Source organism: Paenibacillus sp. EKM10P, from assembly GCF_011800655.1.
Lineage (GTDB): Bacteria > Bacillota > Bacilli > Paenibacillales > Paenibacillaceae > Paenibacillus > Paenibacillus polymyxa.
The window spans coordinates 955,047-968,064 of sequence record NZ_JAALET010000001.1 but is presented as its reverse complement, the minus strand read 5'-3'; the positions used below and the strand labels follow the sequence as shown (position 1 = coordinate 968,064).

Below are 13,018 nucleotides of genomic sequence, written 5' to 3'. Positions count from 1 at the left end.
AATTTTGGGGCAGAATTCCCCATGATACCACTATATACGTAATCTTCCAGTCGTCAATGATGATGCTTCTGTCTTCCAGAATTATAAAAAAAGACTTGCTATTCTGAAATGTTGTGCTTATAATTACACCTAAATTGATACGGTAACAAATTTCAATGACGAGAACGAGTAAGCTATACAGCGGATTTGCAGAGAGTTGGGGCAGGTGAAAGCCAACATTCCGAGGGTAGCTGAACGCCATCTCTGAGAAGCGGGCTGAACCTGAAGTAAGCTCTGCCGCCTTTCCAGCGTTAACCGGAACACGTATTGATGGATACGTGAACAGAGTGTCATTTCCTATGGAATGAAACTAGGGTGGTAACACGGGTATAAACTCGTCCCTTTTACAGGGGCGGGTTTTTTTGTTTTTCAATAAGGAGGAATCAACATGACAAATGTATCGACAGCAGTATCTATAACTGATTTTTTGACTCCGGCTGTACGGGAAATGCCGCCTTCAGGTATCCGTCGGTTTTTTGAATATAGTGCAGGCAGAAAAGATATCGTATCGCTTGGTGTCGGTGAACCGGATTTTATAACCCCTCAACATGTGAGAAAGGCCTGTATCACAGCACTGGAAAATGGTAAAACCTCATACACACCCAATGCAGGTCTCCCTGAGCTTCGCGAGGAAATTGCCGGATATCTGGAGAGCAGCTTCAGTACATCCTATAACCCGGCAGATGAAATCATGGTCACTGTTGGCAGCAGTGAAGCATTGGATTTGGCGCTACGCGCCCTCATCACAACACACGATGAAATACTCATACCAGCACCCTGTTATATTTCGTATTCGCCTATCACATTTTTGAACGGAGGACATACCGTAACGGTTGAAACGTCTGCCGACCAGCAGTTTAAGCTGACAGCTGAGGCGCTCAAATCCAAGCTGACTCCACGATCCAAAGTGCTTATTCTCTGTTATCCGAACAACCCGACAGGCGGGGTGATGACCTATGAGGATTGGCTACCCATTGCCCGTCTGGTTGAGGAGCATAATCTTATTGTCATATCGGACGAAATTTATGCTGAATTGACCTATGGACAGCAGCATGTAAGTTTCGCTTCTCTGCCAGGAATGAAAGAACGCACCCTGCTCATCAGCGGCTTTTCCAAAGCATTTGCCATGACAGGCTGGAGGGTAGGCTATGTATGCGGTCCGAAAGAATTGATTTCAGCCATGCTGAAAATCCATCAGTATACAGCCATGTGCGCTCCTATTATCGGGCAAATTGCCGCGATTGAATCCCTGCGCAACGGGCTAGAGGAGAAAGATCGTATGATGGAGTCCTATAATCAACGTCGAAAATGGTTCGTTGCCGGCCTATGTCAGACAGGACTTCCATGTCATGAACCAAACGGTACCTTCTATGCTTTTCCTTCCATTGTGCACACAGGGTTAAGCTCAGAACAGTTTGCCAAGCGACTGTTGGAAGAAGAAGGAGTTATTACGGTTCCCGGTTCTGCATTCGGCCCAGGCGGCGAAGGTTTTATCCGCTGCTCGTATGCGTCATCGCGTGAACAGTTGGAAATGGCTCTGGAACGCATCAGCGTATTCCTGAAACGCCTGTAAACCCGATTTTCCATAACATGGACTGAACATGAGCATGGGGTGAACATTTACTTCAGCAACTTCTGAATAAGCTTTTTCTGGTGTGTTGGCAAACCTTCCGGCCATTCCCCTACGCGGCAATAACAAATGTCGGAGATTTCAGCGCTTGGTCGAAAGGTACCCGGGATCACCCGGCCTGTAAAAATAAGATCCACACGGTTCGGCAACTGGCCAAACTGGGCTTGCGCCAATGAGGTGATCTCTACCTCCAGCCCGGTTTCTTCCCGGACTTCGCGCCGCAGGGCAATTTCCGGCTGCTCTAGCTCCATCCAGCCGCCGGGAATCCCCCACGGCTGCTTCCGGTATACGTGCTTTAATAGCAGCACTTCCCCGGCCTCATTCGTGAAAATGCCCAGCACAGCAATTAAAAATTTATGTTGTGCCCGGTACACCAAAGCATTTTTCAATCGAGTAAACGGCGTATGCTTATACATGAATACAAGCCAATCCCGCGGGATCTTATTTACCAGCTTAGCCAGCATAACACACCTCCAGTTGAGCACTCTTACATCAACTCATTCGTTGGATTAAGGTAAATGAGGAGCTTAAGTATGTATACTAAAAAATTAATCTTTAGGTGACTGTAGCTTACGGCTATATAACTGAGCATTTTCCGCATCAAAACAAACAAAAATAATCTCATTCAACCCAGCATGTTCCTGTACAAAACATGTCACTTCCTGTATAGCAATCTCGGCCGCCTTTTCTTTTGGGAATCGGTAGATGCCTGTGCTGATATTGGGAAAAGCAATGCTGCTTGCATTCAATTCTAGAGCCAATTGCAGTGTATGACGGTAGCATGTCGCCAATAGTTCTTCTTCCTGATGGTCGCCACCATTCCAGACTGGGCCGACCGTATGAACAACATATTGGGCATCCAGCTTGCCAGCCGTCGTATAAACCGCGCCTCCTACCGGACATCCCCCTTGTTTGTTTCTGATACGGACACAATCCTCCAATATAGCCGGACCACCAGCTCTATGAATCGCACCATCTACACCACCGCCACCCAGCAAGCTTGTATTTGCTGCATTGACGATAATATCCGCCTTACAACGGGTAATATCCCCTTGCACCACACGTATGATCACGTTAAATCGTTCAATTTGGGTATCCATTGATCCTCCTTCTCTTCTAAAAACCAGCTTTGTTATATAGTCATCTTATAGTCTCTACAAGCGATTTCTAATATATCGTCATAGGTTTTCAACAGAAAGTGTCTTAGATTTTTCCCCCGTGCACTAGCTATTGTCGCTAATATTGGCGTATCTGTAAGCTCGTCAAAACTGCTACCTTGCGCATACTTCTGCTCAGACATGTCTAGAGCCACATCCAGTTCAATCATATTAAAGTAATAGACTCCTGTAAATATGAGCTCATAGGGTACAAAATCGTCTACTGCTTCCGGCGCTAAACTCCCATTAATCTCTCCCTTCAAAACCAGCTCTTTTTTTACATAATTCATATGAACCTGATCCAAATAGACCGCATCCCGTCCATGCAATTCACCAAGCGGTGTTTGAATAGCTTTTATGTGTGGCATCCAAATGTTCTCCTGTCATAAATTATTTTCCATCCAGCAACATAAGTGCGGTCGCAACCGCATGATCCACAAAAGAACGCGCTGGGCGTGACTTCATCATCACAGTTATCCCGATTAACAAAGAGACTAAAGTATGTGCCAAAGCTCGTGCATCCATAGTCACCTCAAGCTCCCCAGATTGAATACCACGTTCGAGGGTCGCCTGAAAGACAGCAGAAAGATACATCTGATGTTCTCTAGTTAAAATCTCAAACCTCTCATCATGAGGGGCTAACTCTACCATTGTATTGATGCAAAAACATCCCTTGTTAGACTCCTTCTCGTACTCTTCCGCCACCACTCCCCCAAAAAAATTGTAAAATGCATCTTTTACAGATGAACTATTTTGCAGTTTAGCCCTTACACAAGCTGCATGAGATTGCGTATATTTACGCAGCGCAGCTTCGAATAATTGCTTTTTATCCCCAAAGGCAGCATATATGCTGGGGCGTTGTATTCCCATACGGGAGGTCAAATCACTTAAAGACGTGGCCTCGAATCCCTTTTCCCAAAAAACTTGCATCGCTGCATCCAACGCTTGATCTTCATCAAATTCTCGTGGTCGAACCATATTTAACCCCTTCTTTTTGTATCGTTCAGTATATTAAGATTGTATGACCTTCAGAAGCGGCTGTCAAATTGTACGGGTTAAACTCTTGACAATCCTTATTTACGAGAGTTATATTGACCTAAAATTATTACATACCGATCGGTATGTTATACTGATCGGTATGTAAATCACAGAAAGCGACGTGGTATGTGAAAATGAAGACGTCAGAAGAAAAGGCGATACTGCTCCCCCATCAAACGGTAGCCAGCACTGCCGAAATAGCTCCCATTCCGGTCCTATCCCGGTCTGTGGCGCTCTTGTTTGCCATAGCCTGCGGGCTGGCTGTCGCTAACATTTACTATGCACAGCCATTACTGGATGCGCTGGCGCACGAGTTTGGCATTACACACTCATCGGTCGGTATCGTTATTACCGTCACGCAAATTTGTTATGCGTTAGGACTGCTGCTACTCGTCCCGCTTGGCGATCTCTTGAACAGGCGGCGCCTGATTACAGGACAGATGCTGCTATCTGTGCTGGCATTAATCCTGGTTAGCTTTGCCCCTACCCGTACAATACTGCTTATGGGCATGGCAATGGTTGGGCTGCTGGCTGTAGTGACTCAAACACTCGTGGCATTCGCCTCGACCTTGGCTCATCCGACTGAACGCGGGCAGGTCGTAGGACTGGTAACCAGCGGAGTCGTTATCGGCATTTTACTCGCACGAACCGTTGCCGGTGTATTAACTGATCTGGCAGGCTGGCGTTCAGTTTACCTTATTTCTGCTATACTTACGCTGTTTATGGCTGTGGCTCTATTGCGAGTACTCCCAAAGAACGAACCCACAAGCGCCACACTTTCCTATGGGCAGTTGCTTCGCTCGGTTATCGCACTGTTCGTCCAAGAACGAATTCTGCGTATTCGTGCTGTCCTTGCGCTGCTCATTTTCACAGCGTTTAGCATATTATGGACTTCGCTTGTATTACCTCTTAGTGCTCCCCCATTGTCTCTTTCACACACTGCAATTGGGGCCTTCGGCCTGGCTGGAGTCGCCGGAGCATTAGCAGCAGCCCAAGCAGGGCGACTTGCTGATCAAGGCTTGGGACAACGAACGACAGGTATCGCACTAGTTGTATTGCTGCTGTCCTGGCTACCTATACGCTACACCGAGCATTCTCTATTCGCTTTAACTCTTGGTGTCATTCTTTTGGATTTGGCCGTACAGGCTGTACATGTCACTAACCAGAGCTTGATTTTCAACGTTCGCCCTGAAGCACGGAGCCGACTTACCGCAGGCTACATGATCTTTTATTCCATCGGTAGCGCCACTGGAGCCATTACCTCCACTCACATGTATACCTATGCTGGGTGGAACGGAGTTTGCCTATTGGGGGCGGGTGTCAGTGCTCTGGCTCTCATTTTTTGGGCGATGACTCGACGTTCAACTTGATGGTACATCCATATGGATGGGATCAACGAAAAACCTCCTGGGCCTCAACAACGGCCTAGGCGGTTCTCTTCTATCACTGTAAACCATCACTTGATTGCAATATAAATCAAAACAGGTTCATCTGGATTGCCATACACTTCAAAATCACCTGTGTAGGTCCGCTCCCCTTGTCCCGTCGCGGCCCATGCCCAAATTGTCTGCCATACACGGAAGACAGAAGAAGGTTCATGGGTTGCCTGAAAAATAGCGTAGCGTGCAGCCGGAATTACAAGTTCTTCAAGATCGTCAGGAGCTTGGAAATCCTCAGCCGCTTCCTTTCCGATAAAAAATGTATACTCGCCCAAAGCTCCATTTTCATAGTCAGTATAGCAACCATAGACGGAAGCAAGTCCTTGAGGACCTCTGATCCGGCCTGCCACATCCTCACCTACAAAACGTTCCCACATGTTTGGAATGATTCCCTGGGACGTTTGTTCCTTCTGATTATTTGTACGTGCTTTTAGTCCAATTAAATGGATTTCACCTCGGTACTCTTCCCGAATGGGGCCATCAAATTGAAGCTCTGCATCCTCTGAAGATCGCCACCTCTTCAAGTTTGGTAGATAATTACGCAGCATCGAAATCGCCTCTTCTGCCTGCATCCCCTCTTCTACCAGGATCGGCACACACTGCTGGATCATTCCCTCCATTGTCAAGTCAGGCTGTACAAATGCACCTTCCTTGTAACAATACTTGCAATACTCATCTGTATTATGATGTTGTGCATCCGTCCCATATTGACCCTCATGCTCCAGTGGCATCCCGCAACTTTGACAAGCTTTATCCATTCTCGTAAATCCCCTTTCGCCAATTCGTATCTGGTATGCCACCAGTATAATGAAACAAACCTGACAACTATGGGTCAGGTTCGTTTTACTTTAGTCTAATAATTATTCTATAATTTCTGTTCTTCTTCATAATTAGACGCAATACGCAACGCCATCTTATAAATCTTATCTCGCAAATGGGCTGGTTCTTTGACAATCACATCCGGTCCGAGGCTTAAAATAAATCCGTACACCCACGCATCCTCAGGAAACGGGACTGAAACCGTGTAAATCCCTTCCTCCTGCTCGTTCAATGCTTCCACACCAAACCAATCCTCCGCCAGATGTCTTGAGGTGCGGTTAAATTGTAGCGTAAATGGTTGTACAGCGCTGGATGCCGTCATCCGCCCCTCATTCCACGGTAGCACTTCATTAGAAAGATCCCTGCGAGTGAAAGCCGTCTCTGTAACCACAGGCTCATTCATACGGGAAAGCTTGAACAACCGAAATTGCCCCCTGTCGGGACAATACGCATACACAAACCATTGTTGCCCTTTCAGCACAAGCGTATGCGGTTCCACATCCCGTTCTGTTCGGTCTCCTTCCGCATTTCGATAGGTAAAAGCAACCGTACGGGCTTGACTCATTGCCTCTTTTATCTTGATTAATTTAGCTTCCTGGACAGACTGATTTCCCCATCCCGAATGATCGACGATAAACTGTGTGGTACGGACACTAAATTGCTCTTTTTCAGACTCTGGTATAATGCTTTCAAATTTATGAAGTAACCGGGATACGTTGGGACCGCCCAACGACGAGGACAAACTCTGCAAGCCCATCACAATGTCCTTGATATCATGATCCGTCAACATACTACGATCCAGGCGATATCCTTCCATCAGGCCGATTCCTCCACCTGCTCCCTGAAAAGTTACTACTGGGATACCAGCCAGACTAATCGCTTCAATATCTCTATAAATCGTCCGAATCGAAACCTCATACAAATCAGCGAGTTCCTTTGCTTGTATTCTATTTCTTTTCAGCAGCAAAATGACGATAGAAAGCAATCGATCAATTTTCATGTTTTTCAAAACCTTTCACCCTTAATAAAAATAAGCCATGAGTTCCTCATCATATCCCTGACCTTGATATTCCAAAGCGTTCTTTTCAATACCATAGGTTTTAAACCCCAATTTCCTATAAAGCTCGACAGCTGCTTGATTGGCAGCCACCACACTCAGATTGATTTGTTTTAATCCTTCCACTTTTCTACCTCGACTGATAACTTCCAATAAGAGTTTCTTAGCGATCCCCTGACCTCGGTAAATCGGTGGTACATAAACTCCCCAAATCGCACCTTTATGCTGTGTCTTTATTTTGTTTTCTCTTCTAAATCCGGTCATACCAGCCAGCTGATGATCCTTTGTAAATGCACCAAGTATGTAATGGTCTCTCTTATTTTGTATTTGCTTCACTACATCAGATAACGAAACTTGTACAGCTTCCTCGTAGGAGGTTCCAAAAGCTTCGGGGTTCATTTTTAAGGCTTCCAGTCTTAAATTCCAATATACTTCAGCGTCTGCTGGCTCTATGTTCCTGATTATGATCATGGCTTCCCGTCCCTCCAAATGTTTTCCTCCATCTTACTCTATCTCTTATTTAAATTGAATCTATCATGCCTAGATTAAAATAACCTCAGATGCTAGATCCAGTCGGATAGAGCACCTGAGGTTCAAAAATCATTACGTATTATGACTCATAGCGTTTCAGCACAATGACCGCATTATGACCCCCAAAGCCGAAAGAATTAGATAACCCAATATTTAGTGGAGCCTTGCGTGCTTCGTTAGGTACATAATCCAGATCGCAAGCAGGATCGGGATTGTCTAGATGCATTGTTGGCGGAATGATGCCTTCCCGAAGACTTTGAACAAGCGCAATCGCCTCGACGCCGCCCGCAGCTCCTAGCATATGACCTAGCATGGACTTATTCGCGGTAACTGGAATCTGATAGGCATATTCACCAAATAGCTTGTGGATTGCCAGGGTCTCAGCGATATCCCCTACAACTGTACTCGTTGCATGGGCACTGATCACGTCCACTTCTTCAGGGGAGATGCGAGCCGAATGAAGGGCCGCTTTCATTGCTAGGTAAGCTCCGGTTCCTTCAGGATGCGGTGCAACCATATGATAGGCATCCGAACTCGCTCCATAACCGATGACCTCACCATAGATTTCCGCCCCACGCCGGGTAGCGTGCTCCAGCGACTCCAGTACCAGGATACCCGCTCCTTCACTCATGACGAAGCCGTCACGATCCTGATCGAACGGTCGGCTTGCTGTCGAAGGCTCCTCGTTACGTGTTGACAAGGCAGTTGCATTAGCGAAGCTTGCCAAGGCCAATCGGGACACTGCGGCTTCAGCTCCGCCGGCAAAAATGACATCCGCATCTCCTGTACGAATGGTCCGAAACGCCTCTCCAATTGCAGTGTTCCCAATAGAACAAGCCGTTACAGGTGAAAGCGTAGGACCCATCGCTCCGAACGCGATACTTATTTGTGCAGCAGCCATATTCGAGATCATCATAGGTACCAGCGTTGGGCTAACTCTACCCGGACCACGATGTAACAGCACGTCCACATTATCTACCAACGAATCCAAACCGCCGACTCCTGACCCCACATAGACACCTACACGCTCCAGATCAGTGTGATCCAGTTCCAGACCAGAATCCTTGAGCGCTTGCTCTGCCGCATATAATGCAAACTGGGTAAATCGATCCATTCGTCTGGCATCCTTACGGCCCCACTGCTTTTCTGCCTCAAAATCTTGTACCAGTCCAGCAATTTGTGCTTTTAAATCGGACACATCAAATGAATCTATTTTACGTATACCTGAATTGCCTTCCAGCAAATTGTTCCACAGCGTGCCTACTTCATTGCCCAATGGCGAAACGACACCCATACCTGTTATCACTACTCTTTGCATAAGCTATTCATTCCTCCTGCTCGATGGCTTACTTATAATCCTCATTTTACCCTCGTCTTATCCTATTACAAGTGTTTGTTTATCCTGGTATAATGAACACTACTATAGTAAGCGCCTGAATTAATTACTTCAGATACACTCATCGAATGGAGAGAAAATATCTAATGAAAACGGAAGCACGTCTGGAAGCACTATCTGTTTTTCTGAAAACAAAAAGGGCCCGCCTACATCCGCATATGGTTGGTCTTCCCCCTGGATCACGTCGCAGAACACCAGGTTTACGCAGAGAAGAAGTCGCTCAGCTAGCAGGTGTCAGTACAACCTGGTATACCTGGCTGGAGCAGGGTCGGGATATTAAGGTCTCTGCCTCCGTGCTGGATGCTATTGCTGCTACCTTGCAGTTGAACACGGATGAGCGTAAATATTTGTACGATTTAGCGCTGGAAGCCGGGTCTCATAACCTTCCTGCTCCTGAAGAACAAGCGATCATTTCTCCATCTTTGCAAAAGATCGTACAAGAGTTGCACTACTGTCCTGCTATTATTTCAGATCGGCGCTGCCATATTGTCGGCTGGAACGAAGCTGCTGCTCATGTTTTTATGGATTTTGCTGAACTACCACATGAGCAGCGCAATATGATCGAACTGCTATTTACCAAAAAGGAGTTTAAAAGTCTGGCTGTGAATTGGGAACACTTTGTAAAGGGGTTTCTTGCTATATTCCGCGCTTATTACGGGCAATACGTGACAGACCCCTGGTATGCTCAGTTTATACAAAACATGAGTCAGGCCTACCCAGAGTTTAACGAGCTTTGGAATCAGAGTGAGGTAAGCTCCGCTCCAGAAGTGCTCATTGAATTTCGTCATGCTAAGGCTGGCAAAATGTTATTTGACCTGACTTCCCTTCAGGTACAAGGCAGTGTCGATCTCCGTTGCAGCATATACACCCCCAATGCGCAAACTTCTACGGAAAGTAAACTCCAAAAGTTAATGGAAGGCAGCTAAAGGATTTTATCCCTCCTGTTATGAAGATATCTTTTTCCGTCCATACTACATCTACGATCTGTGCAAAATAGATGTCATATATGTGACAGAGCCAAGAGCTTCAACGGTGCTACTACTAGGAGGGAGGGAATCACCATGAAAGCCAAACCGACAAGTTCCCAGCACACACAAAGCCAAGCACCATTGCCTGTTCCGATACAATTTGACCGCAGCTGGCAGGACGAGCTGGACCAACGCCTGCACAAGGGAGGTCCTTGGGGAGATTGGGATCTGTATCAGCTGGCAATCGAGGCGGAAAAGGCCAAGCTGGTGCCGAGCTTTGATGAGCTTCAATGTCTTCAGCATTTGCAAGACCTCACTCCACTGCCCCATCAACTCGATACCGCTCGAAAGGTACTGTTTGAGATGTCTGGACGTGCCATTCTTGCCGATGAGGTCGGCCTAGGCAAAACGATTGAAGCCGGAATGATCCTTAAGGAATATCTGGTTCGCGGGCTGGCTTCCAAAGTGCTTATTCTTGTACCCGCTTCTCTGGTCCTGCAATGGGTGCGTGAGCTGAATAGCAAATTCGGCATTCCCGCAGTCGCCCAGAAAAAAGCGTATTCTTGGTCTTCCGAGGTTGTCGTAGCCTCTATGGATACGGCCAAACGGGAGCCACATAGTAACATCCTGCTAGATACCGATTATGACCTGCTTATTATTGACGAGGCTCATAAGCTGAAGAATAAAAAAACATCCAACTACCAGTTCATTATGAAGTTGCGTAAAAAATATTGTTTGCTCCTGACAGCCACACCTGTACAAAACGATCTATCTGAGCTGTTTAATCTGATCACGTTACTCAAGCCCGGTCAATTGGGAAGACAAGGCGATTTTTCAGCCAACTTTGTTGTAGATAAACGTCTGCCCAAAAATGAAGACCAGCTCAAGGATGAGCTGTCTAAAGTCATGATCCGCAATCGTCGTGGAGAAGGTCCTGTTCAATTCACTAAACGAAATGTTTCCAACATTCACTTGGAACTCTCGCCAGAAGAGCAAGCGCTGTACGATGGGGTGACCTCTTTTGTCAAAGAACAATATCAGGCGAATGGCGGAAATTTAAGCAGCATGCTGTCTCTCGTTACCCTTCAACGGGAGGTGTGCAGTAGCCGGGACGCTGTGTTCGTCACGCTGGTCAATTTGTCCAAAAAGATGGCTCCTGACTCTCCCCTACGTGATCGTGTTTGGGACTTGGTCGCACACATTAAAGCGATCAAGGCCAATTCCAAAGCAGAAAAAGCACTGGAGCTCATCCGGAAGATGAACGAAAAAGTGATTATTTTTACAGAATATCGGGCCACACAGGAGTATTTACTAAACTATTTCCGGGATCGCGGACTGTCTGCCGTTCCTTACCGAGGCGGTATGAACCGGGGCCGCAAAGATTGGATGATGGATCTGTTCCGTGGTCGCATTCAGGTCATGATTGCTACAGAAGCAGGCGGTGAAGGCATTAATCTGCAATTTTGTCACCACATGATTAACTTCGATTTGCCGTGGAATCCCATGCGCGTGGAACAGCGGATTGGACGGGTGCATCGACTCGGACAGAAGCATGACGTAAATATCTTCAACCTATCCACTACCGGAACGATTGAAGAGCATATCCTGCACCTTCTGCATGAAAAGATTAATATGTTTGAGATGGTCATTGGCGGATTGGACGTTATTCTGGAAAAGTTTGAGAAAAAAGAATCCATTGAAAAGAGTTTATATAAAATCATGCTTGAGTCCAGTAGTGATGATGAAATTCGTAGAAAAATGCAAAAGTTGGGCCACTCGCTGGATTCCATCAAACAAGAAATAGCACAAATACGCACAGACCCGTCAGTCTCTCCAAATGTAGCAACCGATAAGTCACCTGGAACAAAACAGCTTAAAGGACGGCTAACAGGAGTAAACTCAAGTGTTACCGAGGATTTGTTAGGCTTAGCAGGTGATGCAGTTCCTCCAACCAAAGCTCGACGCAGTGTGAAAGGGGGTCGCTAGACTTGACTATGAATGCACAGCAAGTCCAGCGTTTTGTCCACACTTATCTGGAATCTACTGGGTGCAGCATCATTGAGAGGTCTCCCCACCATGTAACTGTCAAGCTGTCTCCAGAGGCAGATAAAGCCTTGACAAATCGCCCCTACTATTGGGGATACGTAGAGCGTACTGGCGTTCCAGCGCAAACCATGTCCTTCACATTCATCTTTGATGGGGAAGCCTATCGGACAGAACAGGAACGTTTAGCGGATCAGACGCCACCAGCTCCTGTAGCTGGCAACGCAGCACAAGATCAGGTCATGGGGCGTTACTTCGGTCATGTACCGACGTTACCGCAATTAGGTCCTGGTCGCATTATGCAGGAGGAACTCCGATACGGAAGCCGTCGGCTGCATCAAATTTTTGAAGCTGCTCGGGATGGAGGGAAATATGTTTATTTGTTCGAGCAGCCGGATGCCCGTCAGTTGTCTGCCCGTTCTCCGGTAGTCTATGAGGCTTGGCTCAGCGTCTGCTACAAGATTGAGTTTGCCTGCGATTTGAAGCGCGAGGAACTTCAGTGGCTAGGTATTTCACTCAAAAGTGGCACTATTGTAGCCAATTTTGGCGCTATGCTCGAAACCCGGCAGCTCAGCCCGCTGCTGGCAGGCAATATGCATGTACAGCCAGCGCAGCTATCTGTCCCTGAGGCTTCCACCTCGCTTGAAAGCTATCTCACCGAACAGCTCCGACAACAAGATTATGGTTGGGCTGAGCAGGCGAAGGAACGATTGCGCGAGGAACTAGAGGTTATTGACCACTACTACGAAGACCTAATCAAGGAACAGAAAGAAGAAGAGGATAAAAAAGAATCCGTATTAGAGCAGCATCAAGCACGTCGTAAAGAAATGGTATGGCAATATGAGCCAAAGGTACTCGTATCCGCCATTAACTGCGGCATATTTCATCTGCGGTAACTGAT

General features: G+C 46.7%; 13 protein-coding genes and 1 other annotated feature. Of the genes, 5 read left to right on the top strand and 8 right to left on the bottom strand.

All coding sequences use genetic code 11. The annotated features are described in order from the left end of the window. Positions 1-146: 146 nt before the first annotated feature. Positions 147-385 (top strand) — a binding site (T-box leader). Between the two features lie 42 nt (positions 386-427). Continuing rightward, positions 428-1,612, top strand: coding sequence for an aminotransferase class I/II-fold pyridoxal phosphate-dependent enzyme (locus HFE01_RS04490; protein ID WP_016819163.1), 1,185 nt, complete (start codon positions 428-430; stop codon positions 1,610-1,612). Positions 1,613-1,659: 47 nt separating this feature from the next. On the opposite strand, the gene HFE01_RS04485 is transcribed toward HFE01_RS04490, so the two are convergent. The 4 genes from HFE01_RS04485 to HFE01_RS04470 all read right to left on the bottom strand — a co-directional run bounded on the left by HFE01_RS04485 (position 1,660) and on the right by HFE01_RS04470 (position 3,804). Next, entirely contained in the window at positions 1,660-2,133 is a 474-nt protein-coding gene (locus HFE01_RS04485) for an NUDIX hydrolase (RefSeq protein WP_016819162.1), read from the bottom strand. An 84-nt stretch (positions 2,134-2,217) separates the two neighbouring features. After that, positions 2,218-2,769, bottom strand: a complete 552-nt coding sequence (locus HFE01_RS04480; protein ID WP_019686933.1) for an O-acetyl-ADP-ribose deacetylase — start codon at positions 2,767-2,769, stop codon at positions 2,218-2,220. Between the two features lie 32 nt (positions 2,770-2,801). After that, on the bottom strand, positions 2,802-3,194 hold the full coding sequence (locus HFE01_RS04475) for a hypothetical protein (RefSeq protein ID WP_016819160.1): 393 nt from the start codon (positions 3,192-3,194) through the stop codon (positions 2,802-2,804). 22 nt (positions 3,195-3,216) lie between these two features. Further along, complete coding sequence (locus tag HFE01_RS04470) at positions 3,217-3,804, bottom strand: TetR/AcrR family transcriptional regulator (protein ID WP_102997844.1); 588 nt, start codon at positions 3,802-3,804, stop codon at positions 3,217-3,219. Between the two features lie 194 nt (positions 3,805-3,998). Here HFE01_RS04470 and HFE01_RS04465 point away from each other — a divergent pair, with 194 nt between their 5' ends. Then, a complete protein-coding gene (locus HFE01_RS04465) occupies positions 3,999-5,234 on the top strand; it encodes an MFS transporter (protein ID WP_107734296.1) in 1,236 nt (411 codons plus the stop codon). An 86-nt stretch (positions 5,235-5,320) separates the two neighbouring features. Here HFE01_RS04465 and HFE01_RS04460 read toward each other — a convergent pair whose 3' ends face one another. The 4 genes from HFE01_RS04460 to fabF form a co-directional block, all read right to left on the bottom strand. Then, a complete protein-coding gene (locus HFE01_RS04460) occupies positions 5,321-6,061 on the bottom strand; it encodes a zinc ribbon domain-containing protein (RefSeq protein ID WP_107734297.1) in 741 nt (246 codons plus the stop codon). 107 nt (positions 6,062-6,168) lie between these two features. Continuing rightward, positions 6,169-7,122, bottom strand: coding sequence for a helix-turn-helix transcriptional regulator (locus HFE01_RS04455; RefSeq protein ID WP_174820834.1), 954 nt, complete (start codon positions 7,120-7,122; stop codon positions 6,169-6,171). Between the two features lie 21 nt (positions 7,123-7,143). Beyond that, positions 7,144-7,668, bottom strand: a complete 525-nt coding sequence (locus HFE01_RS04450) for a GNAT family N-acetyltransferase (RefSeq protein WP_243208137.1) — start codon at positions 7,666-7,668, stop codon at positions 7,144-7,146. Between the two features lie 121 nt (positions 7,669-7,789). Beyond that, positions 7,790-9,028: a beta-ketoacyl-ACP synthase II gene (gene fabF, locus HFE01_RS04445; RefSeq protein WP_107734299.1), complete on the bottom strand. Its 1,239-nt coding sequence runs from the start codon at positions 9,026-9,028 to the stop codon at positions 7,790-7,792. Between the two features lie 164 nt (positions 9,029-9,192). Here fabF and HFE01_RS04440 point away from each other — a divergent pair, with 164 nt between their 5' ends. From HFE01_RS04440 to HFE01_RS04430, 3 genes are all read left to right on the top strand, one after another. Continuing rightward, on the top strand, positions 9,193-10,032 hold the full coding sequence (locus HFE01_RS04440) for a helix-turn-helix transcriptional regulator (protein WP_107734300.1): 840 nt from the start codon (positions 9,193-9,195) through the stop codon (positions 10,030-10,032). Between the two features lie 135 nt (positions 10,033-10,167). Continuing rightward, a complete protein-coding gene (locus HFE01_RS04435; RefSeq protein ID WP_167438173.1) occupies positions 10,168-12,060 on the top strand; it encodes a DEAD/DEAH box helicase in 1,893 nt (630 codons plus the stop codon). A 2-nt stretch (positions 12,061-12,062) separates the two neighbouring features. Continuing rightward, positions 12,063-13,013: a YqhG family protein gene (locus HFE01_RS04430; protein ID WP_107734302.1), complete on the top strand. Its 951-nt coding sequence runs from the start codon at positions 12,063-12,065 to the stop codon at positions 13,011-13,013. Positions 13,014-13,018 lie beyond the last annotated feature (5 nt).

Excerpts from the sequence above, each read along its gene's own strand:
- HFE01_RS04485 (WP_016819162.1), bottom strand. The coding sequence starts at position 2,133 with ATGCTGGCTAAGCTGGTAAATAAGATCCCGCGGGATTGGCTTGTATTC.
- HFE01_RS04480 (WP_019686933.1), bottom strand. The coding sequence starts at position 2,769 with ATGGATACCCAAATTGAACGATTTAACGTGATCATACGTGTGGTGCAA.
- HFE01_RS04475 (WP_016819160.1), bottom strand. The coding sequence starts at position 3,194 with ATGCCACACATAAAAGCTATTCAAACACCGCTTGGTGAATTGCATGGA.
- HFE01_RS04435 (WP_167438173.1), top strand. The coding sequence starts at position 10,168 with ATGAAAGCCAAACCGACAAGTTCCCAGCACACACAAAGCCAAGCACCA.
- fabF (WP_107734299.1), bottom strand. The coding sequence starts at position 9,028 with ATGCAAAGAGTAGTGATAACAGGTATGGGTGTCGTTTCGCCATTGGGC.
- HFE01_RS04465 (WP_107734296.1), top strand. The coding sequence starts at position 3,999 with ATGAAGACGTCAGAAGAAAAGGCGATACTGCTCCCCCATCAAACGGTA.
- HFE01_RS04460 (WP_107734297.1), bottom strand. The coding sequence starts at position 6,061 with ATGGATAAAGCTTGTCAAAGTTGCGGGATGCCACTGGAGCATGAGGGT.
- HFE01_RS04440 (WP_107734300.1), top strand. The coding sequence starts at position 9,193 with ATGAAAACGGAAGCACGTCTGGAAGCACTATCTGTTTTTCTGAAAACA.
- HFE01_RS04490 (WP_016819163.1), top strand. The coding sequence starts at position 428 with ATGACAAATGTATCGACAGCAGTATCTATAACTGATTTTTTGACTCCG.
- HFE01_RS04470 (WP_102997844.1), bottom strand. The coding sequence starts at position 3,804 with ATGGTTCGACCACGAGAATTTGATGAAGATCAAGCGTTGGATGCAGCG.
- HFE01_RS04455 (WP_174820834.1), bottom strand. The coding sequence starts at position 7,122 with ATGAAAATTGATCGATTGCTTTCTATCGTCATTTTGCTGCTGAAAAGA.